Source organism: Cohnella candidum, from assembly GCF_003713065.1.
GTDB lineage: Bacteria > Bacillota > Bacilli > Paenibacillales > Paenibacillaceae > Cohnella > Cohnella candidum.
Window position 1 is genome coordinate 3,747,780 of record NZ_CP033433.1, and the last position, 22,524, is coordinate 3,770,303.

20 protein-coding genes are annotated in these 22,524 nt (G+C 52.4%); 2 read left to right on the forward strand and 18 right to left on the reverse strand.

Annotation, left to right across the window (positions count from 1 at the left end):
• Positions 1–114: 114 nt before the first annotated feature.
• Both EAV92_RS25140 and EAV92_RS17110 read right to left on the reverse strand, forming a co-directional pair.
• Positions 115–3,447, reverse strand: a complete 3,333-nt coding sequence (locus tag EAV92_RS25140; RefSeq protein WP_123042211.1) for a glycosyltransferase — start codon at positions 3,445–3,447, stop codon at positions 115–117.
• Positions 3,444–5,564: a glycosyltransferase gene (locus EAV92_RS17110; protein ID WP_164472821.1), complete on the reverse strand. Its 2,121-nt coding sequence runs from the start codon at positions 5,562–5,564 to the stop codon at positions 3,444–3,446. The genes EAV92_RS25140 and EAV92_RS17110 overlap by 4 nt, the downstream gene beginning before the upstream one ends.
• A gap of 118 nt (positions 5,565–5,682) precedes the next feature.
• On the opposite strand from EAV92_RS17110, the gene EAV92_RS17115 reads away from it, so the two are divergent.
• Entirely contained in the window at positions 5,683–7,377 is a 1,695-nt protein-coding gene (locus EAV92_RS17115; RefSeq protein ID WP_123042213.1) for a tetratricopeptide repeat-containing glycosyltransferase family 2 protein, read from the forward strand.
• 11 nt (positions 7,378–7,388) lie between these two features.
• Positions 7,389–9,347 (forward strand): TPR domain-containing glycosyltransferase, encoded by a 1,959-nt coding sequence (locus EAV92_RS17120; protein WP_123042214.1) that lies wholly within the window; start codon positions 7,389–7,391, stop codon positions 9,345–9,347.
• 9 nt (positions 9,348–9,356) lie between these two features.
• On the opposite strand, the gene EAV92_RS17125 is transcribed toward EAV92_RS17120, so the two are convergent.
• The 16 genes from EAV92_RS17125 to EAV92_RS17200 all read right to left on the reverse strand — a co-directional run bounded on the left by EAV92_RS17125 (position 9,357) and on the right by EAV92_RS17200 (position 22,389).
• A complete protein-coding gene (locus EAV92_RS17125; protein ID WP_164472822.1) occupies positions 9,357–9,773 on the reverse strand; it encodes a hypothetical protein in 417 nt (138 codons plus the stop codon).
• Entirely contained in the window at positions 9,722–10,111 is a 390-nt protein-coding gene (fliS, locus tag EAV92_RS17130; protein WP_123042216.1) for a flagellar export chaperone FliS, read from the reverse strand. The genes EAV92_RS17125 and fliS overlap by 52 nt, the downstream gene beginning before the upstream one ends.
• 9 nt (positions 10,112–10,120) lie before the next feature.
• Positions 10,121–10,501, reverse strand: coding sequence for a flagellar protein FlaG (locus EAV92_RS17135; protein ID WP_164472823.1), 381 nt, complete (start codon positions 10,499–10,501; stop codon positions 10,121–10,123).
• Between the two features lie 26 nt (positions 10,502–10,527).
• Complete coding sequence (fliD, locus tag EAV92_RS17140; RefSeq protein ID WP_123042218.1) at positions 10,528–12,342, reverse strand: flagellar filament capping protein FliD; 1,815 nt, start codon at positions 12,340–12,342, stop codon at positions 10,528–10,530.
• Between the two features lie 78 nt (positions 12,343–12,420).
• Positions 12,421–13,464, reverse strand: a complete 1,044-nt coding sequence (locus EAV92_RS17145) for a glycosyltransferase (RefSeq protein WP_123042219.1) — start codon at positions 13,462–13,464, stop codon at positions 12,421–12,423.
• An 80-nt stretch (positions 13,465–13,544) separates the two neighbouring features.
• Positions 13,545–14,360 carry a flagellin N-terminal helical domain-containing protein gene (locus EAV92_RS17150; RefSeq protein WP_123042220.1) on the reverse strand — a complete coding sequence of 272 codons (816 nt, stop codon included), beginning with the start codon at positions 14,358–14,360 and terminating at the stop codon, positions 13,545–13,547.
• Positions 14,361–14,460: 100 nt separating this feature from the next.
• Positions 14,461–14,712: a carbon storage regulator CsrA gene (gene csrA, locus EAV92_RS17155; protein ID WP_123042221.1), complete on the reverse strand. Its 252-nt coding sequence runs from the start codon at positions 14,710–14,712 to the stop codon at positions 14,461–14,463.
• Positions 14,712–15,146: a flagellar assembly protein FliW gene (gene fliW / locus EAV92_RS17160; protein ID WP_123042222.1), complete on the reverse strand. Its 435-nt coding sequence runs from the start codon at positions 15,144–15,146 to the stop codon at positions 14,712–14,714. The genes csrA and fliW overlap by 1 nt, the downstream gene beginning before the upstream one ends.
• 87 nt (positions 15,147–15,233) lie before the next feature.
• Positions 15,234–15,803: a DUF6470 family protein gene (locus EAV92_RS17165; protein WP_123042223.1), complete on the reverse strand. Its 570-nt coding sequence runs from the start codon at positions 15,801–15,803 to the stop codon at positions 15,234–15,236.
• A gap of 39 nt (positions 15,804–15,842) precedes the next feature.
• Positions 15,843–16,739 (reverse strand): flagellar hook-associated protein FlgL, encoded by an 897-nt coding sequence (gene flgL, locus EAV92_RS17170; protein ID WP_123042224.1) that lies wholly within the window; start codon positions 16,737–16,739, stop codon positions 15,843–15,845.
• Between the two features lie 54 nt (positions 16,740–16,793).
• Positions 16,794–18,338 carry a flagellar hook-associated protein FlgK gene (flgK, locus tag EAV92_RS17175; protein ID WP_123042225.1) on the reverse strand — a complete coding sequence of 515 codons (1,545 nt, stop codon included), beginning with the start codon at positions 18,336–18,338 and terminating at the stop codon, positions 16,794–16,796.
• 28 nt (positions 18,339–18,366) lie between these two features.
• Positions 18,367–18,861, reverse strand: a complete 495-nt coding sequence (locus EAV92_RS17180) for a flagellar protein FlgN (protein WP_123042226.1) — start codon at positions 18,859–18,861, stop codon at positions 18,367–18,369.
• Between the two features lie 12 nt (positions 18,862–18,873).
• The gene (gene flgM, locus EAV92_RS17185; protein ID WP_123042227.1) at positions 18,874–19,158 is read right to left on the reverse strand and encodes a flagellar biosynthesis anti-sigma factor FlgM; all 285 of its coding nucleotides are present in this window, start codon (positions 19,156–19,158) and stop codon (positions 18,874–18,876) included.
• A gap of 82 nt (positions 19,159–19,240) precedes the next feature.
• A complete protein-coding gene (locus EAV92_RS17190) occupies positions 19,241–19,654 on the reverse strand; it encodes a TIGR03826 family flagellar region protein (protein ID WP_123042228.1) in 414 nt (137 codons plus the stop codon).
• Positions 19,655–19,744: 90 nt separating this feature from the next.
• Positions 19,745–20,278, reverse strand: coding sequence for a ComF family protein (locus EAV92_RS24760; RefSeq protein ID WP_206424230.1), 534 nt, complete (start codon positions 20,276–20,278; stop codon positions 19,745–19,747).
• A gap of 281 nt (positions 20,279–20,559) precedes the next feature.
• Positions 20,560–22,389: an ATP-dependent helicase ComFA gene (locus tag EAV92_RS17200; protein ID WP_123042229.1), complete on the reverse strand. Its 1,830-nt coding sequence runs from the start codon at positions 22,387–22,389 to the stop codon at positions 20,560–20,562.
• Between the last annotated feature and the right edge of the window lie 135 nt (positions 22,390–22,524).

The following is a 22,524-nucleotide window of genomic DNA, read 5'->3' on the forward strand; positions in this document are numbered from 1 at the left end:
GGGAAAGATGGGTGTCAACGATTTTTTGAAAGCGGTGTCATTTTTGGTGAAGATGCACAAAGGCTGTCCCTCGCATACCTCCTGCGTGAGGACAGCCTTATGCTTCTTGAACCATTACCGATGAGATGCAGCCCCGGAATAGAGAGCCTTCATCTTATGGGTAAACGATTTGTCGCCGAGATTCGATTCGAGTTCACCCGAATAATACGGAACTTTGTTGACTAACGTATGGAAGACGGAATCCGCCTTGAACAGCCTCAGCATTCTGCTTTCGTTCATTTGCGGGAACAAGGCCAGCAGGATTCGCGAGATGAACAAAGACCCTTTCGATTCCTCGATGAACGGATGAACTTCCTGGAAGAGATTGAAGGCATTGCGGAAAATGATATAGTCTTCCGTCAGCGGCTCCTCCATCGTCCATTTGCCGTCGACAAAATGAAGTTGGCCCTCCGCAGTCCTCACCAGGTTATTCATAACGAAGTCGATCGATTTGCCGTCAACGCAGAGATAGCCTTCCGCGTCGCGTTCGTTCAGGCTGTAATCCGCAGTCAACTTCTCATGGATTTCCCGGAACAACCCGATCAACGTCTGATAAGAATCCTTCTTGATCGCCGCCTTGTAAGCTTCGATGCTTAACGATTCCCCTCCCAGATAGGGCTCATTCCGCAATTCGTATTTCAGCAACCCCATCCTGGACAGCGGCGGATTATCGTACAGTTGAATTCGTTTTACGCGTTTGCCTTCCGGCCCGCTCAGGAACTCTACCTTGTGATGGAATTGGCTTTTGATTCCTTCTCCATTGCTGTACTTGGTGATAAGGGCTTCCGACTTCAAGTTCACCTTCTCGGATTTAGAGCAAAGAACGAGGAAAGAGTTCGAGAAGTCGTGCATCACTCCGGCTTTAGACAGGGAGTTCAAAAGCAAGGCGTCATGCATCAAATATTCTCTCCGGTTGCCGTTTCCGGGAAAAAGACCCCGGGCTATGCTCGAAAGATTCCACTCGTACATCTTCTCGTCTTCACGGATAATCGTCTTGGGCATTTTATAATCCGGGAAGCAGTGGTAGAACTGAACCTGGTTATATCCCGCGCGTTCCAAAATCGTCTGAAGTTCATTACGGCTGAACGTAATCGCTGAGCGATCGGGATACCCGTGTAGACCGGAGAAATAGGTGCTGTTGTGATCCTCCACGCAGCCGGAAAAATATTTGGCGCCGAGCTTATTCTCGATGGCGATCATCAGGATGCCTTCTTCATCCAGATGACGGGACACCCCGGCGAGGAATTCTTCGCAGGTTTTTTCCGGGTTATTCGATTGAGCAAAGTACGGAATATATTCAAGTACGCCGATGAGCGTGGCCAGTTTATAATTTTTTCTAGGGAAGGACAGGTTCATTAGATCATCTACGAACAAGTTCACGTTATCTCTGGTTTTATTGCGGAGCTTGTTGGCTTTCGCGCGATGCGGGCTTCCTTCGATCACATCGACGTCTTTGAACTTTTGACCAAGCCACCATGTTGCCGCGCCCATCCCTCCCCCAAGTTCCAGAACGGCCCCATCCTTATCCAGCAAAGGCTCTACGGCATCGAACAAGTTCGTCCGAACCGGAGAGAGATGGTATTGCGTCGCCCAATCCCGTATGTAGGGAATCAAGTTCTCCGCGTCGGGGGTGATCTCATCGATTCCTTCGAACAATTTGATCATTTGTTGCTCGCTGCCGTCGGCATAACCGATATCCGGGGCACTTGAGCTGACGAAAATGCGATCTCTCGAGCGGTATGTAAACTTCTCGGAAATGGCTTGCTGCGCGTTCAGGTCAAAACCGTCAAGATAGGACGATTGCAGCAAATCTTCGCCGGTAAGCTCATCCGGCGGGAATTGTACCAATTCCCTTGCGACCTGGACCCGATTTTCCTCGACGAGTTCATGGTATTCCTCGCCCAATTCCGAATTCGCGACTTTACGGATCACGGACATATATTCCCGGATGAGTCGGCTAAGGGCTTGTTTGTAGGCATACGGATCCTTCAAAAATCCTACGGATCTTGCGTTCAGGACTTGATGAACGATGTCCTCGTAACCGAGCGGGATATTTTTGTCTATATTGAGTTGTTGCCCGTCGTGCAGCCGGAAATAACTAAGCGTTTGGGCAATATAAACGATCTTGCCCGTCGATAGCAGGTTTAACCAGGAAGCTAAATCTACGTTGCAGGAATACGCCCGTCCGGCAAAAACGCCGAAGGGTTCTTTCAGATGGCTTTTACGGAAAAGGACCGTTGTAGGTTCACCTATATAATTGATTCCGGTCTGCAGCAGCGAATCGCCGAATGCAATTCCGTCTACGATGGTGTCCTTGTCGGCCAGCTTCGCTGTCGACGTCACCCAGCCCAAGGCAGTCCCTTTCTCGTCGATTAATTGACGGTGAGAGGTAACCAGCGCGATCTCTTCCTGTGCGTCCTGAAGAAAGTAGCCCATCATCCGGGTAATTTTCTCCGAATGGAACAAATCGTCATCCATCAGGAAATTCACGAATTCCCCTCTCGCCAGCTCCATGCATTGCAAATCGTTTTCGAATTGGCCGAGGTTGCGGGGGTTCTTGATATAACGGATGTGCGAGTATTGTTCCAGGTACGGCTGAATTAACTTCTCCGTCTCATCGTTCGTACTGTCGTCGCATACGACGATTTCGATATTTTTGTAGGATTGTTCGAGTACGCTATGCAGCGCCAACTCAAAATAATGCGGACGATTATAGGTCGGGATCAGGATGCTGACCAAGGGAAACAGGTCTTGGGAGTAATGCTCGAGATAAATTTGCCGGTATCTTTCGAATCCGTTCTGCACGTTCACGATTCCGCAGTCATGGATGACCCACGGTTCCTGTTGTTTAGCAACGCCGACGGAGTAACCGGCTCTTTTAAACTCCATACATTGAGACATGTCGTAGAAATGCCAGCCGTCGAACAAGTCCTCCCGCCATGGCAAATCGTATTGGGTTGCCAGCAGAAGGCCGTCTAACGCCTGTACTTCGGCGTAATCACCGGTCGGTTGCAGGTGGGACAAAGCCTGCATGACTCCCGTGTGATTCTCGTAAACCTGCCCCCACTTCTTCGCTGAATCCCACCATACTCCGGAGAGCGGCATTTGTTCAGCGCCGATCATGCCCACCAGTCCCAATTCCGGGTTGGCACTAAAAAGATCGATCAGATCACGAATGAACGTTTTACGAATGATGAAGACATCTTGATGCAAGTAGACTTTATACTTGGCATCCGAACTCTGCATGGCCTCATTGTAACCAGCCGTGAGACTAGGGGCAGCTTGAACGGCTAGGGTTTCCACTTCGATCCCGTCAGGAATCTCAAGGGACTGGATATATCTTAACGATTCCTCGTAAAGAGCTTCGTCATTGATGCAGGAGATAAAGCAGATTTTGTTGGCATTCATTGAAGTTGTCCCCTTATTTTCGAAATCAACTCATTCGTCGCTTGATCAGGTTCCGCGATACGCTCCAAGTAGACAAGCGCATTCTCGTGTTCCCCGAATAAGTGAAGACTGGATGCCAAATGGTAAAGCGCAAAAGAATTCGACGGTTCAAACCTCAGCGCGGCGTCGAAAAGTCCGAATATCGGATCGTGTACATTCGTTTCGAAACAAGCCGCGGCGATCACAGTCAAAACCTCCGCTCTATGAATAAGGCCGGCCGTCGCTTCGCTTTCCAACTCTTCAACGGTCAACGTTTCATCCTGCAGTAATTGAGCGATTTCCGACGCGCTTTCTTCCCGCTCCAGTCCTTGCTCGATTCTCCGAAGCAAAAACTTGGTACGGTGCCGGTCGTATTTTTCCTTCGCGATTTCGAGGCGAATCTTCTCTATCCATCCCTCTACTTGTTCCGTGCGTTCGGGCAAAATGCCGAACCATTCCAGAGCCAATTGAGGTTCTGCCATCATGTACATGGTCAAACCGAGATTAAAGACGGTTTGCGTGTTTTGCGGGTTCCATTCAAACGCCTGCTGCAAGTAACGGAGCGCCGGTTTGTTCTCCCCGATTTCAACAAGCTGCACCGCCAAAAAGTTGACCAATTCCTCTTTCTGTTCGCTGCCTGCCCGTTCAACCAGTTGAATGACGTCGTCAGGATCGGCTTCCGCCAGCTTTCGGAGACTGTTCGCCGTATCGGTCTGGCTCAACACTTGGTTAATGAGTCTCTTTATGGACATTTCCTCGGTCTCGTTCGAAGCGGATACCAGAATTTCCGCAGTTTCATAGGGGATTGACGTATCCAACCCCACCGTGGAAACCAAATTCTGAATAAAGGTCCGTTCTTCCTCGGTGATGGCAGATACCAGTGCCGTCATGCTTACTTGGGTAAACCCGGAATCGGCAAACAAGGCCTGAGCTTCCGTTACGTTAAAACCGTTTCGGGAACGGCTTTCCGTCTGGCCAAGCAGATAGGCTTTCACTCGGGCGTGATGAAGGGAATTCTGAAGAACGGCCAGCACCCTGCCGTCTTCTTTAAGCAGCTTGCGGACACTCGTTAAAACCTCCGCCGCGTTCGGCCATTTGGAGACGGATTCGGAGATCAAAACCCAATCGTAATAATTTCGCGGAAGGGAAGACAGCGTTTCTTCCGTTTCCCCTTCAGTTACCGCTGCGATTCTGCCGGCTACCGCTGCAGCCGCGGGGTTCCGTTCTGTGGCATGAAGGATGGCATGAGGAAAACGATGCTTGATCTGCAGCAGGTTCCCCCCGCAGCCGCAACCGATTTCCAGCACGCGGAATTCGTCGTTGGATGCAGCCTCCACTAAAGAGCAAACGTCGAGCCGGAAGTTGTTCCCTTGGTCCGGATCGAAGCCCCATTTGTCATGAAATTTCTGGCGGTTGTTCTGCATTAACTGTATGTATTGCGGTGGTGCATCCCGGAAAGAAACGCTCCCATAGTGATGAATGAAGGTATCCCTGCAAAGCAGGAGTTTGAAGCCCGCCAGCCGGATCCTTAAAGAAATGTCGTCGTCCTCGTAGTTTCCGGGCGTGAAGCGCTCGTCCAACAAACCGATTTCGTCCAGTATGGATTTTTTGATCAGCATGCAGTAGCCGATCAACTTGAGGCGCTCTTCCCATGCGGACGGATCGGATACATTGAGCTCGGCGGCGAAGGCTTGCATCTCCGCCAGGCTGTTATAGGTAACGGGAATGGCTTGTCCGTACGAGCAGCTGTTGGTGACGGAGCCTACGGCGCCGATCTCCGGGCTGCTGTACAGGCTGGTCAGCAGATTGGTCAGCCAGTCCTTCGTCACGATCGTATCGTTGTTCAGAAGAAGGATGTTGTCCCCCGTCGAAATCTCTATGCCTTGGTTGCACGCCTTGGGAAATCCGAAATTTTCGTCATTCAGAATCGCGCGGATATCCGGTTGGGATTGGAGCCATTCCACCGTGCCGTCCGTCGATCGGTTGTCTACCACGATGATCTCGTAGGTGCCCGGTTCGGTATATTCCCGGATGCTGGAAATGCATTGCTGCGTGTAGTCCAATTTATTGAAAGTAGCGATGACGATGCTCGTTAACACGGGATCTCCCCCATACTCGGTTAGCCTGGATTCTGTTATACTAGTTATAACATTTATCGACATGATACGAGCGTAAATGTAGCGAATCCAATTGGAAATATTTTAATGGGGAGCCTGCATGCAACCACCATTCCTCGGCCTCTGTATGATCGTGCGCAACGAAGGCGACCTTTTGGAAAAATGTTTATCCAGCACCGCGTCATCCGTAGATGAAATCGTCATCATCGATACCGGCTCTACCGATTCGACAAAGTCAATTGCCTCCCGCTATACGCAACACGTTTACGACTTTGACTGGAACGACGATTTCGCCGCCGCGCGGAACGCTGCGATTGAACGGTCAACTTCTACCTGGATTCTGATGCTGGACGCGGACGAGTATTTGGACGTCCCCGATTTGGCGGAGTTGCGGAAGTTTCTGTCGACGATTCCCGTGTCGGATCCCTCAGGCCTCGTGCTGCCTGTATATAATTTCGTAGGCACGACCGGTTCCGGCAAAATCTCGGAATCCAAAGCGATGCGGGTTTTCACCCGCCATCCGGATTTGCGTTTCGACAGGCCCATCCATGAACAGCTGGTGTCCCGATCGGGACGGCTGAAAGAGCTTGAATATCCGCTGATCATCTACCATACCGGCTATACGACGGAAACCATTGCCTATAAACGCAAGAACGAAAGAAACCAAGCGATTCTGAACGCCATGCGCCAAGAAGGCCGGTTCACGCCTTACGATTCTTTCCTCATGGGGAACGAGTGTTATTCCCAGGACCGGTACGAGGAAGCGATCCTCCATTATCGCGAAGCCAATCAGGCGTCGGAGCGGAACAAGTCCTGGCTGCCCTTGTGTATCGGCAATCTCGTGAATTGCCTCATGAAAATAGAACAGTTTACCGATGCCTATGTACATATCATTGAAGCGAAACGGGCTTGGCCCGAAGCGTGCGACTTCTATTGGCTGGAGGGTTATCTGCTCGCTCAAACCGGCTTTGACGAGCAAGCAATCGGCGTCCTGCAGGAGTGTCTCCGAAGGGCGAATCGGAAGTCCGGCGGACAAAACTGGCTGATCAGTCCGAATTACGGAAGCACTCTCCCCTTACAGCAGCTCGCCGTTCTTCATCTCCGGCGTTTCGCCTTCCAAGAGGCTGTCGGAAATCTTACGCAGCTTGCCTTTGCCGTCCCGAACCATTTGGCGGTTCTCGTTCAGCTGTTGAAGCTGATCCGCACGGAAGAGCCGGAACGAATTGCTTCCTTGCTGAATTCCATCTACCCCGATCCCGGCCCGGAGCAAAAGGAGATGATCGGACAAGCTTGCGACCAAGCGGGGTTGGCCTCGCTCGCTGGGCAGTTCGGTTATTCAGGGAATGGTGCCAACCGGGATACCGCCGAGTCAGACCTAACGTCCATTGCGGAAACGTGCATGCGTTTATTCCGGTCCGGCGAGTATGACCGGTTTGACGAAATCGTACAAAAACAAGGCGAACGCACCTTGGAACTGGCCCAATTGCTGGGGGATGCCATGTTCGAAGACCGCCAGTTCGAAATTGCTCTGGACTACTACTCTCTGCTGCTGCAGAAGAATTCCCTGAGCGGTAAAGGCTACGAGAACTTGGCGAGGCTGTATCTCGCACAAGGAGACGTCGAAGAAGGCTTGGAATTCGCGGAACAAGCCCTCGTCCAGCTGCCTGACAGGATCGAGCTTTATACCCTATTGATTCAGTATCTTGATCGGACATCGCCTAAACGGGACGAGATTCTCAGCCTGCTGTTCGCCCGGTTTCCCGGAATGCTCCGATTCCCGCTTCTTCCCCAATAAAAGGAGGACCCATGGAAAAACTGCTCTCCTTATGCATGATCGTCAAGAACGAGGAAAAAGTGCTCGCCCGTTGCCTGGACAGCGTGCAAGGCTATGTGGACGAAATCATCGTCGTCGACACCGGTTCCTCGGACAGCACCAAAGAAATCGCGTCCCGTTACACCGAACACGTCTACGATTTTACCTGGATCAACGACTTCGCCATCGCCAAAAACGAAGCCGTCCGCCGGGCGACTTCCAAGTGGATTCTCGTCCTCGACGCGGATGAATACCTGGATCCGGATAAGAAGGACGAGCTGCGCGGCATGCTGTCCGAATTGGACGCGAGCCAGCCCCTTGGTTTCGTGCTGCCAATTTTCAATCTGGTGGAGTCCGTAAATTCCGGCAAATTCATCGAATCTACCGCGGTACGGCTGTTCACGAACCTTCCTACCGTGTATTTCGACCGCCCCATCCATGAACAAGTCGTTTATCGCGACGGCGAGCTTCCGCTTCGTAACTATCCGTTATCGATTTTCCATACCGGCTATCTCGAGCAGACGAGGAAAGAGAAGGAGAAATCCTCCCGGAACCTGAGCATCTTCAAAGATCTCAAGGGAATGGAGGAGTACGACTATTTCACGCTCGGCAACGAGTACTCCAGTCTGAAAGACTATAAACAAGCGCTGTACTACTATGAACGCGCCCTTACCAAAAAAACCGAAACGATGACGATCTTCCCGTTCGTGCGTTACCAGATCGTTCTCGTTCTCATCGAGCTAAAACGTTATCGCGACGCCATCTCGTATATCGATGAAAACCTGAGAAGATGGCCTCAGTACCCGGATTATTACAGCATTAAAGCCTCCGTCTTAGAACTGCTGGGCTTCGAGGAAGAAGCCGCGGCGCTTTACCAGACGGCACTCGCCAAAGCGGAAGTCCCATCCGCCAAAGACGGGCGTTTCTGGCTCATCGCTCCGAGCTTGGGCAGCCATATCCCGCTGAGCAACCTTGCTTCGTTAAGCCAGAAAAAACACGACTACCAGCAGGCGGTTTATTATTTATCCAAACTCGTGAATGTGAACCTTCACGATCATCTTGTTTTGTTTAAGCTGCTCAACATTCTAATCCCCAGCGAACCGACAGAGTCCATTCTTGCCTACCTGGGGAAAATCTTCGATTTCGGCAGATCGGATCATCTCATGAAACTGCTGCATGTCAGCCTTCTGCTTGGCCACAAGGAGCTTGCCGGCTATTTCCACGATGAGTGTTCGAAACGGAATGTCGAATTGCTGCCCGCTCAGCAATTGTTTTACGCGGTCCTGTTTAACGAGCATGAGCGGTTTGAAGCCCATTTGCCGGCCATCGATCGGGAGTCCAATCCCGGTCAAGTGAACAAGCTGCTCTTCCTCGCCTCGATCATCTGGAACAAACCGGAGTATGAGTCCTATCTGTCTCCGTCTACCGACGAGTCCGAACCTCCGTACGAGTTGTTGAAGGCGATGTTCGCCGGCATTTTCGATTCGGGCGACAACGAAAACGAGAAGCCGTGCGACGTGAACTATATTGCGACCTTGCTCATTGATCTGTTTAAAATGGGCTACTACGAGCAATACGATGGATTGATTCAACGCTTCCCGGCCTACTACTTCATCTTGGCCAACATTCTCGGAGACTACTTCTATAACCACAACCAGCTGCAATTGGCGATCGACTACTATTCACTGTTGCTGGACAAGAAACAGCTTAGCGGTCCCGGCCATTATTTTCTCTCAATGCTTTACCTGGCTCAGGGAGAAACGGTTGAAGGACTCGAGTTCCTGAGGGAGGCTATTCGGATCAATCCCGATCAAGGCCCCTGGTATATTCGTTATCTGAAAGCAAGCCCGAAGACGCCGGAACGAGCCACAGTCGCCAAAGAGTATGAGGATCGCTTCTACCAAAATCTTAACATCGATGTCGTCCGACAATTAATAAAGGGACAGGCCTGAGCCTGTCCCTTATTTCTTGCGGTCAAAGAAGTATCCTTCCGCTTGAGAATATTCATGATGGTACGCATTCTTCATCCGGCTGCCCACCTGGATCTTGCTTAAGTGGTTCGAAAACATCTGGCGTGCGGCCTTCAAACGGTCGTTCACCTGACGCTCCGATTCGTAAGCTTTCTCGGTTAACGCATGAATTTCCGGGTCGTTTCGATAGGCAGATGACCACGCCCGTTCGATATGTACCCTAAGCGCAACCTGCCTAGCTTGCAAAGCCCCTAACCGTTCGGCATCCTCTTCCTCTTCCAGATCAAGTTCAAGGATCGCTTCCGATGTTTCGATCATTCGCCTGAAGGCATCATGAACGGAAACGTCACTCCGAATCACGAGCGCACCTTCGCCGCCGCCGGTAATTGCTTCATCGACTGCACCCATGTATCTTTCAATTCGGTCATCAGCCCTATGCATTCTTGCAAGCTTTCGGCATCCATCTTAATGTTGGCCGTGAACAGTCGATGAAGCATATAATCGTACAAAGAAGCCAATCGGTGGGCGACTTCATATTGCTTGTTCAACGTGTACGATAATTCGTTAATAATGTCCGTTGCCTTCTTGATATTCTCGTTCTTCATCGCGACATTTCGGGTGTTGATCCCTTCCAAACCCTGCTTCATGAATTTAATGCAGCCGTTAAAAAGCAAGGTCGTCAGCTCCCAAGGCGCGGCCGTGTTGACTTGCATTCTCAGGTAGGTTTCATGGGCATGCTGATTCATAATCGCGGATTACCTCTTTTCATCGATATTCAGACCGACGAGTTCCTGAAGCTTGGCCATCAAATCGAGGAATTTTTCATTCGGGATTTCCCGGATGACTTCGTTATTGTCTTTGTTGATGACTTTGACGATCGTTTCGCCCGTTTTCTCGTGGACGCTGTATTCGAACCGGCGATCGATGCCTTCCATGGCTTTGTTGGCCTTCTCGATCGCTTTTCGCATCGCTTGATCCGAGATCGTCAGATCGTATTTCTCTTTATGCAAAAGAGCGGTAGCGGTGGGATAAGAATCCTGAGTGTGTTGTTGTGAATTTCCGGATAGGATGGCAGCTTGAACGGGAGCCACGTCCAGCTTGCCCACCCCGTTTGCCGAAATGCTTCGAACGTCCATGATCACAGCGCACCTCTTTCCTCAGCCTATTGGAATTGTTTGGATAACCAATTTAATTGGGAGTTGCTAGTCCCGACGGCTGAGTCCATTTTGGCGAACATGCTGTAGTAGTAGTCTTCTTTCTTAGCCAATTTGCCGTCGAAGTCCGTTATATTCACATTCAATTTATGAATTTGATCCCCTAAATCGGAGGTCACGTCATCCACCGTCGTGTCGGCTGCTCCGGCTTTTTGGGTGATCGTCTTGATCGACTTGGTCACCTTGTCGAACATCTTCTGTGCGACGCCGTCCGGCTGGTTGGAGAACACCGCAATGACAGAGGACGGATCCTCTGAAAGAGCTTTACGAAGTGCGGCTTCGTCCAATACAAGCTTGCCGTTGTCCGCAGACCCCGGATTGTAAGCGGTCGTCCCGATCCCGATTTTATAGAACGCATTGTAGGTGGACGTAGCTCCAGGAATGGTAGCGACCGCCAAACCTCTTAAATCGTTAATCGTCGATTTCAGCACGTCATCGTTGTGCAAGAGTCCGCTTTTCGCCTTGTCTTCCCACAAAGTGATGTCGGCCGCTTGCATCGCTTTTTTCTGATCATCCGTCAGCGGAGTGAAAGAACGGTATTTCACTTCTTTGACGCGTTTATTTAGAAGGTCGAGTGTATCGTTGAACTTGGTAACAAAGTCTTTGATTTTGGTGACCATGCTATCCGTGTCCTGCGAAACGCTAACCGTGACCGGTGAGGTGGTCGTTTGCTTCAAGTTATAGGTGACGCCGCCGGTCGTAAACGTATTGCTGCTTCGATAGGATTGTACGCCGTCGATCGTGACGTCAGCGTCGGTACCGGTTACGTGAACGATAGACGGCGGGGTTGCGGCAGGCTCGGAAGCGGGTTGCGTCATGTTAAGCGCTGTAAGGATATTTCCGCTTGTCCCATCTTGAAGATCGATTTGAGCGGTCGTTCCTACTCCCTTGGTCGTAAAAACGATCTTGTCACTGACTTCATCATAACTCATATTCACGCCGGCAGCCGAATTGTTTACCTTATTCATTAACGAAGTCAACGTGTCCGAATCATCATAGTTAATCGATATGCCGTTAATGAGAAAATTCCCTGGAATGATGGGAGTTGAGAATTGGTATCCAAGATCCCCCAAGGTCATTTTAGGATTTATTTTATTTGATTGCCCACTTACGAACCCAAGGTCCGCAAGACCGGAATTGTTTGCGACATCACTCAAAATAATTTGAGGCTCGTTGCCGGCTGTTCCCAAAGCTTTGAATTCCAGGCTTCCGGCATTCACGCTTACCTGTATCTTGTTCGCGCCGAACGCGTTATTGACTTGGTTTTGAATTTCGGCTGCCAGCGATGTATCCGTGTAAGAGGATCCCGGGGTCAAAGTAATCTTCTTCGAGACGCCGCCGAGCGAAATATTGAACTGATCATTCTCGCCAGCCTGTATATCCGTAATTGGAGTGCCGGTTGAAACGAGAGTGTTGGTAGAAATTCCGCCAGCGCTGCTAACGCTTGCGCCGGCCGCCAGCTTCGTGACCGTAATCTTATGATTGATCGTACTCGCCGTCGAATCGGCAGAGATCGTAACGGCAGACTCATTGGAGGAGGAACCGGTATTGGCTTTCCAGTCACCGGACAAACGCATGTTGTCGACAACGGTCTTAAAGCTTGCCAGCTTGGAGTTGATCTCCCGATAAAGATCCGATGTCCAGGTGAGCGTCGTTTTCTTCTGCTTCAATTTATCCTGCGGCATCCGCTCGGCTTTCATCAAGTCGCTGACCATTTTGTCGATATCCATGCCCGAGTTAATACCCGAAACCCTGGTGACCATAATCCTACCTCCCGAAAAACATACTCCTACTTTTATTTATCGTATTTTTTCCATACTTTATAAAGAGTTTCTCGATTTTTATTTTAACCGGCGCAATGCAGGCTCGTATTCGTATTCAGCAGCAAAGCGGTAACACTGACCCGCTAGGTCCTTGTTGCCTGTGACCTCATAATAAACACCGAGATTATAGGCGGCTAAAAAAGTACCTACTCCATAAACGGAGGTGTATTTATCCGTATCGCCGATTTTTAGAGCTTCCGCGAAGTACGATTCGACGGCTTGGATTTTTCCGGTATCCATGGCCAATAGGCCGAGCAAAAAGAACAGGTCCGGAAAATCAGGATATAGTTCTACATACGGATAGAGCAGTTGCTCAGCTTCGGCGTAGCGTTGTTGCTCTTTCAGTACATAACCCAGCATCACCAGCATGACAGGGTAATATAGGCGATCCAACTGTCGCTGCTCCATACTCAACAGCAAATGCCTTTCGGCGCCCGCCCAATCTTCGATCGAATAGTAGAGCTTTCCCATTTGGTAAAGCATGTAGCCGTCATTCGGATGATCCGCCAAATGCTTCTCGTATAATGGCAAATATCTCTCGAATTTTGATTTTACTTCGTATTCATTCTCTTCGTATCCGTAATGCATGACTTGCAGCGGGAGAATCTCAAAAACGGCAGGTTCGCCATTTTCGTAAACTTGTTCATGCACGGTACCTGCAAACCGAAATTCGGGGCGGTTGGGATAAAACCTTACCATTCTATGCCTGCGAATTTCTTCACCGGTCACGTTGTTAATATACACGCAGCCAGCCTTGCCGGGGTGTTGTTGGACGAAACGCAGAAGTTGTTCCTCCGTATCGGCAGGAAGCTCTTCGTCGGCATCCAGCGCTAAAATATAATCCCCAGTCGCGCGGGAGCCTGCGAAATTACGTGCGGCTGCGAAGTCGTCGCTCCATTCATAGGAAGCCGTAACGGCCCCGAATTGCTGTGCGATCGGTACGGACCGGTCCGTAGACCCCGTATCTACGACAACGATTTCGAAGCTGTCCGGCACGCTTCGCAAAGCCCTTGCAAGGTTATTTTCCTCATTCTTCACGATCAGGCAAACGCTAATTTTCATAGACGGTTTTCGCTCCCTCTAAAACCGAAAAGAGCCCATTACGTCGTAATGGGCTCCATTCAGCGAACTGCCGAAGTCGATTAACGCAGCAATTGCAGAACGCTTTGCGGCGCTTGGTTTGCTTGCGCCAACATGGACGTTGCAGCGGATTGCAGGATGTTCAGCTTCGTGTAGTTCATCATTTCTTTGGCCATGTCGGTGTCGCGGATCCGGGACTCTGCACCTTGCAGGTTCTCGGCCGTAGCGCCGATGTTGTTGAACGTGTGCTCCAGCTGGTTCTGAACAGCACCGAATGCGGAACGCACTCTGTTGATCGTGCCGATGTCGGTATCGATCGCTTTGATTGCGTTAGAAGCACCTACAGCCGAGCCGAGAGACTGGCCGCTGATGCTCAGCGAAGACAGCTGTACGTTCTGCAGCGAGATGACAACCGTGTTCTGTACGGAAGTCGTGTCGCCGATTTGGATGCTGATGCCTGCGTTGCCGTTCAGTACCGTAATGCCGTTGAACGTCGTGCTCTTCGCAATGCTGTCGATTGCGGTGCTGAGTGCTTTGAACTCGGCGTCGATGGCCACGAGGTCGGAAGCGTTGTACGTTCCGTTCGTTGCTTTAACTGCGAGTTCTTTCATGCGGGAAAGCATGTCGGAGATTTCGCTCATCGCGCCTTCAGCCGTTTGCACAAGGGAGATGCCGTCTTGCGCATTGGATTGGGCTTGGTTCAAAGCGCGGATTTGCGTACGCATTTTCTCGGAGATCGAGAGGCCTGCTGCGTCGTCAGCTGCACGGTTAACTTTGTAACCGGAAGCCAATTTCTCGCTCGACTTGCCTTGAGCGATGTTGTTCGACAGCAAGTTGCGATGTGCGTTCATCGCGTTAAGATTGTGGTTGATGATCATTGCTGTATTCCTCCTTGGATTATCACGGCCCACTTCCGTGTGAGCTCTCATTACTTATATCGGCATCGTGTCGTATGTTTTTAGAGTTTTTTTAAAGTTTTTATGTCGTTTCTTCGTTTTTTTTGACGGCTTCTAAAGCGAAGCCTTTGATGGCTTTCAACTGACTTGGATTTGCCATGGCGGCCTTATTGCTCTCGCGGATCGAATCGAGCACTTCCTTACGGTAAATCTTCACTTTGGCCGGCGCTTCGATGCCCAGCTTCACTTGATCCCCTTCGATGCCGATCACGAAAATTTCGATCTCTTCATTGATGACGATGGATTGACCTTTTTTGCGCGATAAAATGAGCATCAGGCACCTCCTTCTGCGGTTGCGGAGCCGGCCAGAAAGAGCGTTTTGGTGGAATAAGGACTTTCCGGAGGCAGAACGACCTGTTTGCCTTTGAGATTTTTCGTATTAATGAGCAGCGGCGCCAGTAAATTCAAGGTCGAACGAACAAAAGGCTCCGCGATCGTGACGATGGCTAAAACCGCTACGTTCTCGAGATCCTCAACTCCGAGAGCTTCCTCTTCCTGGCTGGAGAGCCCGATTTCAAAAGAAGACACGAACCGGAACGGATCCGTGACGAGGAATCCGATCTCCGGATCTTCTTCGCTTTGCAGGTAGGCAAATGACGGATTCGGATCCGACTCATCCACCGGAGTCAGAACGAAGTTGGAAAGCTCGGCAAAACCTAAGATCGAACCTCCCATCGATATCGTCTTGCCGTAAAAGGAATCAAACATGGAGACCCTCCCGGTTGATATGAAATAAAAAAGCTATTCCCGCACCTCTGCGTTCATAGCTTAGCGTAACGTTGCCGTATCGGAAATTCAAGCGTAAAGGTCGTACTGGCTGACCCAGATCCTAATCGAGTTCATTTGTTCGACATAGATTTTCGCTTTGCCGGGCGTATACTGGATATCCGGCTTGTTGACATGAACCTGGATATCCGGATGCGCCGGCTTCGCATTGATCTCCGCGGGATGGGGGGTATATTCCATTTTGACGTTCATGTTTGACGCCGGACCCCAAATCCGGATTCCCTCGCTATCCTGAATCAGGGCGCCCGCCGCGAGCTCCACGACCGCATCCGATTTGTTCGTGATCTGAGCCATCCGATTGCCTTTCTGCACGATCCGATCGATCGCTTCGGCCGTCCTCTCGTTGGCTTGCTGTGTCTTCAGCGTATTGGTCTCCAAAGGTCCGCCCAGCCCCAAAGCCAGCCAAGCCGCGGACGCGTCTATCGACAATTCGCCCCTCGGCTGGCGGATTTGCATATCGACCCTGGGCGAAGAGATTTCCAACTGCGCCGGCTTGGATTCCATTTGCAGTTGACCGCGCGGACTCTCGATGCCCAAACGGGCCGGAGTCGAACGGATGGACAAGCGGAGCAGCTCCATCTCTTCACCGCCTTGCCGTCATTATCGTGATATCATTCGTTATTTCAAAAAGTCGACCAGACTTGGCTGAATGATCCTGGCTCCCGTGGAAAGAGCCGCCTGATAGACATTCTCCTTGGTCTTCAGGTCCATGATCGTCTGGGCGATATCCGCATCCTCGGTTTTACCGCTTAAGCCGTTGAGCGTATCGGTTAGTGCCTGATTCCGGTTGTCCAACAACTCGATGCGATTCGCACGCGCGCCGATCTCCGACCGGACGCCAAGGAACTTATTCAAGCGAGAATCCAACTGGTTCATCGCCTGGCCGGCCGTCACCGGATCGTTGGCATTCATGGCATCGCGGATCTGCTTCACCAGCTTGAACATATTGTCGGAATCCGTGGAGCTTCCGAAAACTTCGTTGCCCGAAATATTCGTGGCGATGTCGACACCCGGCGCAAGAGGGAGAACGACATCGGCCGTGTCGGTGTCTTTCGTCCCCGCAGTCGCCATTTCATAAGGCGCCGTCGTGGTTTTTTGCCCGTTGAAAATGTATTTCCCGCTCACTTGGTCGTTGCCGAGCGTGACAAGCTGCTTGTAGATGCCGTCCAGCTCTTGTCCGATCGCGTTCCTCGCTTCCGCAGGGCTCGAGTCGCTGACTCCGCGTACGGTCAATTCCTTCACCCGGGAATAGAGGTCGTTGATTTGGTCCAGCACGGTATCCACGTGGTCAACCGCGGAGGTCGCTTCCGTAATGTTGCGCTGGTATTGGTCGTTCATCGACAATTCGCTGCGGTAACGCAATGCGTACGTGATGCCGACCGGATCATCCGAAGGTTTATTGATCTTGCGTCCCGTGGACAACTGATCCTGCAGAACGCTCATCTGCTGGTAGTTGCGGTTCAGGTTCCGGATCATTTGGCCGTGCATCATGCTCTGGGTGACTCGAGCCGTCATGGGAAGTTCACCTCGTTATTTCGAGTGATTTGTAGGAAAGAAAGGAAAGGAGTATTAACGAACCATGGCGATGATTTTATCCAGCATGTCGTCGAAGGTCGTCATCACTCGGGCAGCGGCATTATAAGCGTGCTGGTACTTAATCAAGTCGGACATCTCTTCGTCCAACGATACCCCGCTGACGGATTGACGGCGTTCGTCGATCTGGGCGAGCAGGGAATCCTGGTTGTCGACTTGGCGCTGGGCATCCTGGGATTGCACGCCGAGCTGTCCGATCAAGGAACGGTAAAAGTCATCGATCGTGCCGCTGGCGATCAGAGGCGTCGTGCCGTCCGGATTGGAGAAGCTGATCTTCGTGTCCTTCAGGTTGGCCATCAGCAGCGCCAGCGTATTGTTGCCGGGAACGACTTGTTCCGGCGTGCCGTCCGTCCTCATCGAAGTCGCGATGGCGTCCGGGGAGGCCGCGATGACCGGGTTGAGCTTCAAATTCGCCGCCGTGATCGGCCCGCCGTCGCTCGAAACGAAAAAGTCCACGCCCGCCGTCGGCGGATTCGACAGCGGATACCCCATGCGATGGAGCTCGTTCACGCCGTTAACGGTCACGGTTAGCGGATCCTTCAACGTACGGTCGGAGCCCGTATAAGTCTTACCGTCGAGCGTGATGCCGTCCGGAAGGACGCTGCCCGCCGGAACCGTGACGGTGAATTTGCCGTTCGCCAAACTGTTGGCCAGCGTATCGAGCTGCTTCTGATAGTCCTTCACGTAATAGTCGCGGGACTGAAGCATGCCGTAGAGCTCGCCGCTCGTCAGGTCCGTACCGAATGCGCCTTCCAGGCCGGCTGCGTCCACCGTTATTGCCTGGTCTCCCGTTACGAGCGCGGTACCGCCCATATTGATGTTATATCCCTGCGCCGTGTTGGTCACGGTGATATTCACGATTTTGGACAACTGATCGGTCAACACATCCCGCTGGTCCATCAAATCGTTGGGGTTGTCGCCGTAAGCGGCAATCTTCGAAATTTCATAGTTTAAATTGGCGATGTTGCCCACCAACGTGTTGATTTGGCTGGCCTTCACGCCGATGTTGTCGGTCAAATCGCGGTTCATGTCGGACAGCTGCTTGCTGGCCAGGTTGATCGAATCCGTCAGCGCGATCGCGTTTTCCCGCAGGACCTTGCGCGCGGTGACGTTCTCCGGGTCCTTCGCGAGGTCGGACCAGCCTTTCCAGTAGTTATCGAAAAGCGTCCGGATGCCGGTATCGTTCGGTTCGTTGAAGATCGCCTCGAGCTTGTCCAGCGTATCCGCCTGCACGGACCATTTGCCCTGGTCTTGGCTTTGGTTCCGGTACTGGTTGTCGAGGAAGCTGTCTCGAATCCGCGTGATGGAGGTGAATTCGACGCCGGTGCCGAGCTGGCCGGGGATCGTGCTGTGAGTCATCCCGATCGCTTCGATCGGACGAGTCGCCTGCATGTTGACTGTCTGACGGGAATAACCCACCGTATTCGCATTCGCGATATTCTGTCCCGTCGTCTGGATGGCGGCTTGCTGGGTGAACAGCGCCCGTTTGGCCGTCTCGATCGAATGGAAGGTAGATCTCATAGAAAACACATCCCTTGGCGGAAATCAATTAAGCTCGGGTATCGAAAGACCTGCGCGGAGCCGCGGCGGCATGCGACTTGGTTGGCGAATATGTCATATCGTCCGGCGGAGCGGTAATCAGGTCGATTTGAAAAGCAATGTATTCCAGCGACTGGCGAACGAGCAGTTGATTGCGTTCGTTCTGTTCTTTTAATTGCTGGATCGAGGTCATCAGACGATCGGCCGCTTCCGCGAGCAGTCGTTTCGACTCCGCCTTCGTGACGGCCTGAAGCAAATCGGCCAAGGTAGAGCCGGGCTTGGGGGCAATCCCCAGTTCCGCCCAGCACTCCCGCGTGTATCGATGGATAGACAGGTTCAACTGCTCCATCGCGGCAATGGCCTTCGATTCTTTGGCCGTCAGCGTCATCAGCCGGTCGACCCGGTTCTCGACCACGAGCTTCTGCTTCTCCCGGGCAAGCTGCAGCATTTCTTCATGGATGTCGGTCAGTCCGTTCAGCGCGTTCAGCAGCTCATGAATGCTCACTCGTTCACCTCGTTATTCGCCGGAAACCGGGTAAATGAACGGCGCGATCTTGTCGGCCAGCTTTCCCGTTTCGACGCGGTACGTACCGGAAGACACCTCTTGCTTCAACTTCTCGATTTTCTGAGTGCGGGCCGCGTCGTCGGTACGATTCTTCTGGGCGCCCAGAAGTTCCATGGCCTCTGCGGAAAAGCTGACCTGGTCCTTCTGGCGTTTGCCGGCCGTGCCGTTCGTGCGGACGTCGGAGGATTGCGGGTAAACCCGGTAGCTTCCGATGCGCTGAGTGTCATTTATCTTCACTGAATATCACCTCGAAATTAAAAAAACCGATAATCTATATTTCTATTATCGGTTGTTCTATAGGATTTGTTTAGCTTACGGATTAAAGACGATCGCGGATCTGAAATGAGGTGTTCCCCTTGGAATCGTGGGGTGCGTTCGTCGTATGTGCTTTCTGGATGCCGGCTTGAAGGTTCTTCATGTCTCTCTGGAGTTTGGCCCGGCAAGAATCGCACATCGTGCCTTCCCGGATGGGCAAACCGCAAGACTCGCAAGGAACGGACAAGTTCGGCATATTCTCGGTCGAAATCCGGCCTTCACGGATGAACTTGGTGATCTGCTTCACCGACACCTCGGTCTCTTCCGATACCTCATGGATCGTAGCGCCTTTATGTTCTCTCAGGTAATTCGCGACCCGTTCGTATTCTTTCTCGATTTCCTGCACGCAATTGTTGCAGACATCTCTCATCCCGCGTGCAAAAAGTCTAGAACAACGTGGGCAGTAGGACAAGCTCATGAGGTTTCCTCCTCAGGTACGACATACAGGGATAGAGTATATCACAATCATACTAAATTCTACAGAAAAAATCATGCTATTTTTTCCCATCTACGATCTGGCCCACAACAAACCGTAGATTTCGAGCCTGGGCTGAGAACCTCGAGCTGATTCACAAAAGGCGTTTTGCAAAACGGATGCGCACTCGTTCATGGTGCTGCCCGTGGTATAAACGTCGTCAACGAGGAGAATGCGGGCAGGCGGAACGCCATCTACTTCTTTCATCCACTCGCCTATGGATTCTGCAACCGCTTGGAAGTTTCCCCTCATGTCCGTCAGACGAGTGCTGCGGGTCTTGAGACTCTGTTTCTCCGTATGACGCACTCTACGCAGCAGTTGCCGATAAGGCACCCCATACCTCTTCGCAACCCGGCTTGCCATGCGTTCCGCCTGGTTGAACCCCCGCTCCTCCAGCCTCTCTTTTGCCAACGGTACCGATGTTACGGCATGGAACGGAGAGCGGGACAAACCGTCCGTTCCCAACTCCCGGCAAATCCGCTCGTAGGCCGCCGACAAAATCGCGCCCATTAACGGCTCCAGCTTTTCGCTCCCTCGATACTTGTAAAGGGCTAACAGTTCTCTCATTCGATCATCGTAGCGCACTGCGCTTCGGCTGAAGATCAGATGCCTTTCCGTCCTCCTCGGACAATCCGGGCAAAACTCCGGCCTGCCGCAAATTCTGCAAACATGCCGTTGGATCCAAGGGATCGCAGCACTGCATGTAGAACACAGGCTCACAAGGACGGATCTAGCTTCAGGGTGTCTGACCGGCGGAAGGGAGGTGTTCGCAGATGCACCCGCGTGTTTTCCGCAAATCAAACAAGAGAGTGCCTCCGGCCTCAACCAACGGCTAAAAGAGAAGGCCATCAGGAATCCCCCTTTATGAGAAATCCTTTGCGACTCGCAAAGGCGTTCATGCCGCGAATTTGCCGGCAAGCGCTTCTCTGCGACGAGGTCCAAGCCGGCGCGGCGAAATAAACCGACCCGTTCGGGTCATCCGCGGAGCGGCCTGCCCTGCCGGCCATTTGCACGAGCGACGCGGCATCGAACAAAGGCTTATCCGCGTCCAACACGAAAACGTCGCTTTTCGGAATCGTTACGCCCCGCTCCAGAATCGTGGTTGTCACAAGCAAACGCAAGGTCCGCTCGCGAAAAGCCATCACCTTTGTCCCCCGGTCCGGGTCACGGGAGGAAGTCCCGTCTACTTCCTCTGGCCGGATGCCGAAGTCGCCCGCATAGCCGCGAAATAGCCTGATAAGGGGACCCACGTGGTAGATGAACGGGATGAAGACGAAAACTTGCGCTCCACGTTCGATAGAGGCTTGGAGGGTTTTTTTCAAGGTGTTTGGTACTCGGCGCTTGCTGCCCGTCCAGCTCGATACCGCAGGAATCGTCACGCGTTTCGGAACGGGGAGCGGTCTTCGGTGATAACGCACGGATACCTTTGCATGGGAGAGCAGTCCCCATCTCGCTTTCCGCTGCATGCCGACTGGAGGAGTTGCGCTCAGCAGCACGGTAACGCCGCCTTTCTTCCTTGCCTGCGCTGCCGCATGGTGAAGTGCGGGATCGTTATGATAGGGAAATGCATCGACTTCGTCGAGTACGATGAGGTCGAACGCTTCCCGGAACCGAATCAACTGATGCGTCGTGGCGAGCGTCAGCGCTCCGTTCTCGAACTTATCCTCGCTTCCGCCATAGAGAACGACGCGGCTCACATGAGGAAAGGCGGCAGCCAGCCGAGGCGCCAGCTCAAGGACGACATCCCGGCGAGGACTCGCGACCGCCGCTCGGCCGCCTGCGGAGAGAACCGCTTCCAGCAGCGGAAACATCATTTCCGTCTTGCCGGCTCCCGTCACCGCCCATAGGAGAAAAACATGCCTCTTCTGCCGTTGCGCGAGCCTATCGGCTAGGAATTGCAATGCAGTCGAAGCCGCCTCACCTTGTGCAGGACTTAACTTCCATCGTTTCTTGAAAGTCTCAGAATCATCGGCTTCCACCGCCAAAGCCACCGACGCCAAAGCTTCCCCGAGAATCAAAAGCTCGCATTCCCGGCAACGGCCCATGGTCAAACAGACCTCGCAATACGCGCACTCCGGACGTCCGCATGCCGCGCATGGCGTGCGATGCAACTGCCGCCCGCCGCTTCCGCATCGCCTGCAATGCACAGCGGCACGCCTTCCGGACAACTGCGCCACCGCGGCCGTGAACCGTATGCTGCCCATCAGCGCTGCAACTTGTAATACGGGCAAAAGCTCAGCTGCCGTCTCCTCAAAAGCCGCCAAAGCCTCCGGCAGCAAATATCCGCGGCCCTGAAGTCGTTCTGCGGCAACTCGCGCCTTCTCCCCAAGAGAGCGCCCCTCCTTATATGCCTCACGGAAATTTCCGGCATCATGCCCGTTGACACCATGCCGGCGGTTCATCACCCATTCCCGCGTCCGCCTTCTCCGCTTCTCGTTCCTTAACACCACCGCACACTCAGCCATCCCCAGTGGCAACGGCTCGTCCAGCCAAACGATTTCAGACGGAGTCTGAGCCGAATCCTCGGCCTGTCCACGACCCATGTCCCCCCAACCTTCATGAATGCCTTGCCGGAACGCCGTACTCGTCCAATAATGGAAATCCACTTCCCAGCAAACCGACATCCCCGCCAATTTCCGACCCGAAAACCAAACGACCTCGTATAATGTGGCCCTCATCTGACCCCCGCCCCTCCGCGAAAATAAAAAGCACACCCGCCTCGCCCATTAGGACGAAAGCGGGTGTGCTTCACCCGAAATCCCATCATATACCGTTACCGAACATTGTATGCGATTTCCAACCGGTCGACAATC

Coding starts and splice junctions, on each gene's coding strand:
- EAV92_RS17125 (WP_164472822.1), bottom strand. CDS start 9,773: ATGGGTGCAGTCGATGAAGCAATTACCGGCGGCGGCGAAGGTGCGCTC.
- fliS (WP_123042216.1), bottom strand. CDS start 10,111: ATGAATCAGCATGCCCATGAAACCTACCTGAGAATGCAAGTCAACACG.
- EAV92_RS17200 (WP_123042229.1), bottom strand. CDS start 22,389: ATGAGGGCCACATTATACGAGGTCGTTTGGTTTTCGGGTCGGAAATTG.
- EAV92_RS25140 (WP_123042211.1), bottom strand. CDS start 3,447: ATGAATGCCAACAAAATCTGCTTTATCTCCTGCATCAATGACGAAGCT.
- EAV92_RS17145 (WP_123042219.1), bottom strand. CDS start 13,464: ATGAAAATTAGCGTTTGCCTGATCGTGAAGAATGAGGAAAATAACCTT.
- EAV92_RS17115 (WP_123042213.1), top strand. CDS start 5,683: ATGCAACCACCATTCCTCGGCCTCTGTATGATCGTGCGCAACGAAGGC.
- EAV92_RS17120 (WP_123042214.1), top strand. CDS start 7,389: ATGGAAAAACTGCTCTCCTTATGCATGATCGTCAAGAACGAGGAAAAA.
- EAV92_RS17165 (WP_123042223.1), bottom strand. CDS start 15,803: ATGGAGCTGCTCCGCTTGTCCATCCGTTCGACTCCGGCCCGTTTGGGC.
- EAV92_RS17190 (WP_123042228.1), bottom strand. CDS start 19,654: ATGAGCTTGTCCTACTGCCCACGTTGTTCTAGACTTTTTGCACGCGGG.
- fliW (WP_123042222.1), bottom strand. CDS start 15,146: ATGTTTGATTCCTTTTACGGCAAGACGATATCGATGGGAGGTTCGATC.
- fliD (WP_123042218.1), bottom strand. CDS start 12,342: ATGGTCACCAGGGTTTCGGGTATTAACTCGGGCATGGATATCGACAAA.
- flgK (WP_123042225.1), bottom strand. CDS start 18,338: ATGAGATCTACCTTCCATTCGATCGAGACGGCCAAACGGGCGCTGTTC.
- EAV92_RS24760 (WP_206424230.1), bottom strand. CDS start 20,278: ATGAGAGAACTGTTAGCCCTTTACAAGTATCGAGGGAGCGAAAAGCTG.
- EAV92_RS17150 (WP_123042220.1), bottom strand. CDS start 14,360: ATGATCATCAACCACAATCTTAACGCGATGAACGCACATCGCAACTTG.
- flgL (WP_123042224.1), bottom strand. CDS start 16,739: ATGACGGCTCGAGTCACCCAGAGCATGATGCACGGCCAAATGATCCGG.
- csrA (WP_123042221.1), bottom strand. CDS start 14,712: ATGCTCATTTTATCGCGCAAAAAAGGTCAATCCATCGTCATCAATGAA.
- EAV92_RS17135 (WP_164472823.1), bottom strand. CDS start 10,501: ATGGACGTTCGAAGCATTTCGGCAAACGGGGTGGGCAAGCTGGACGTG.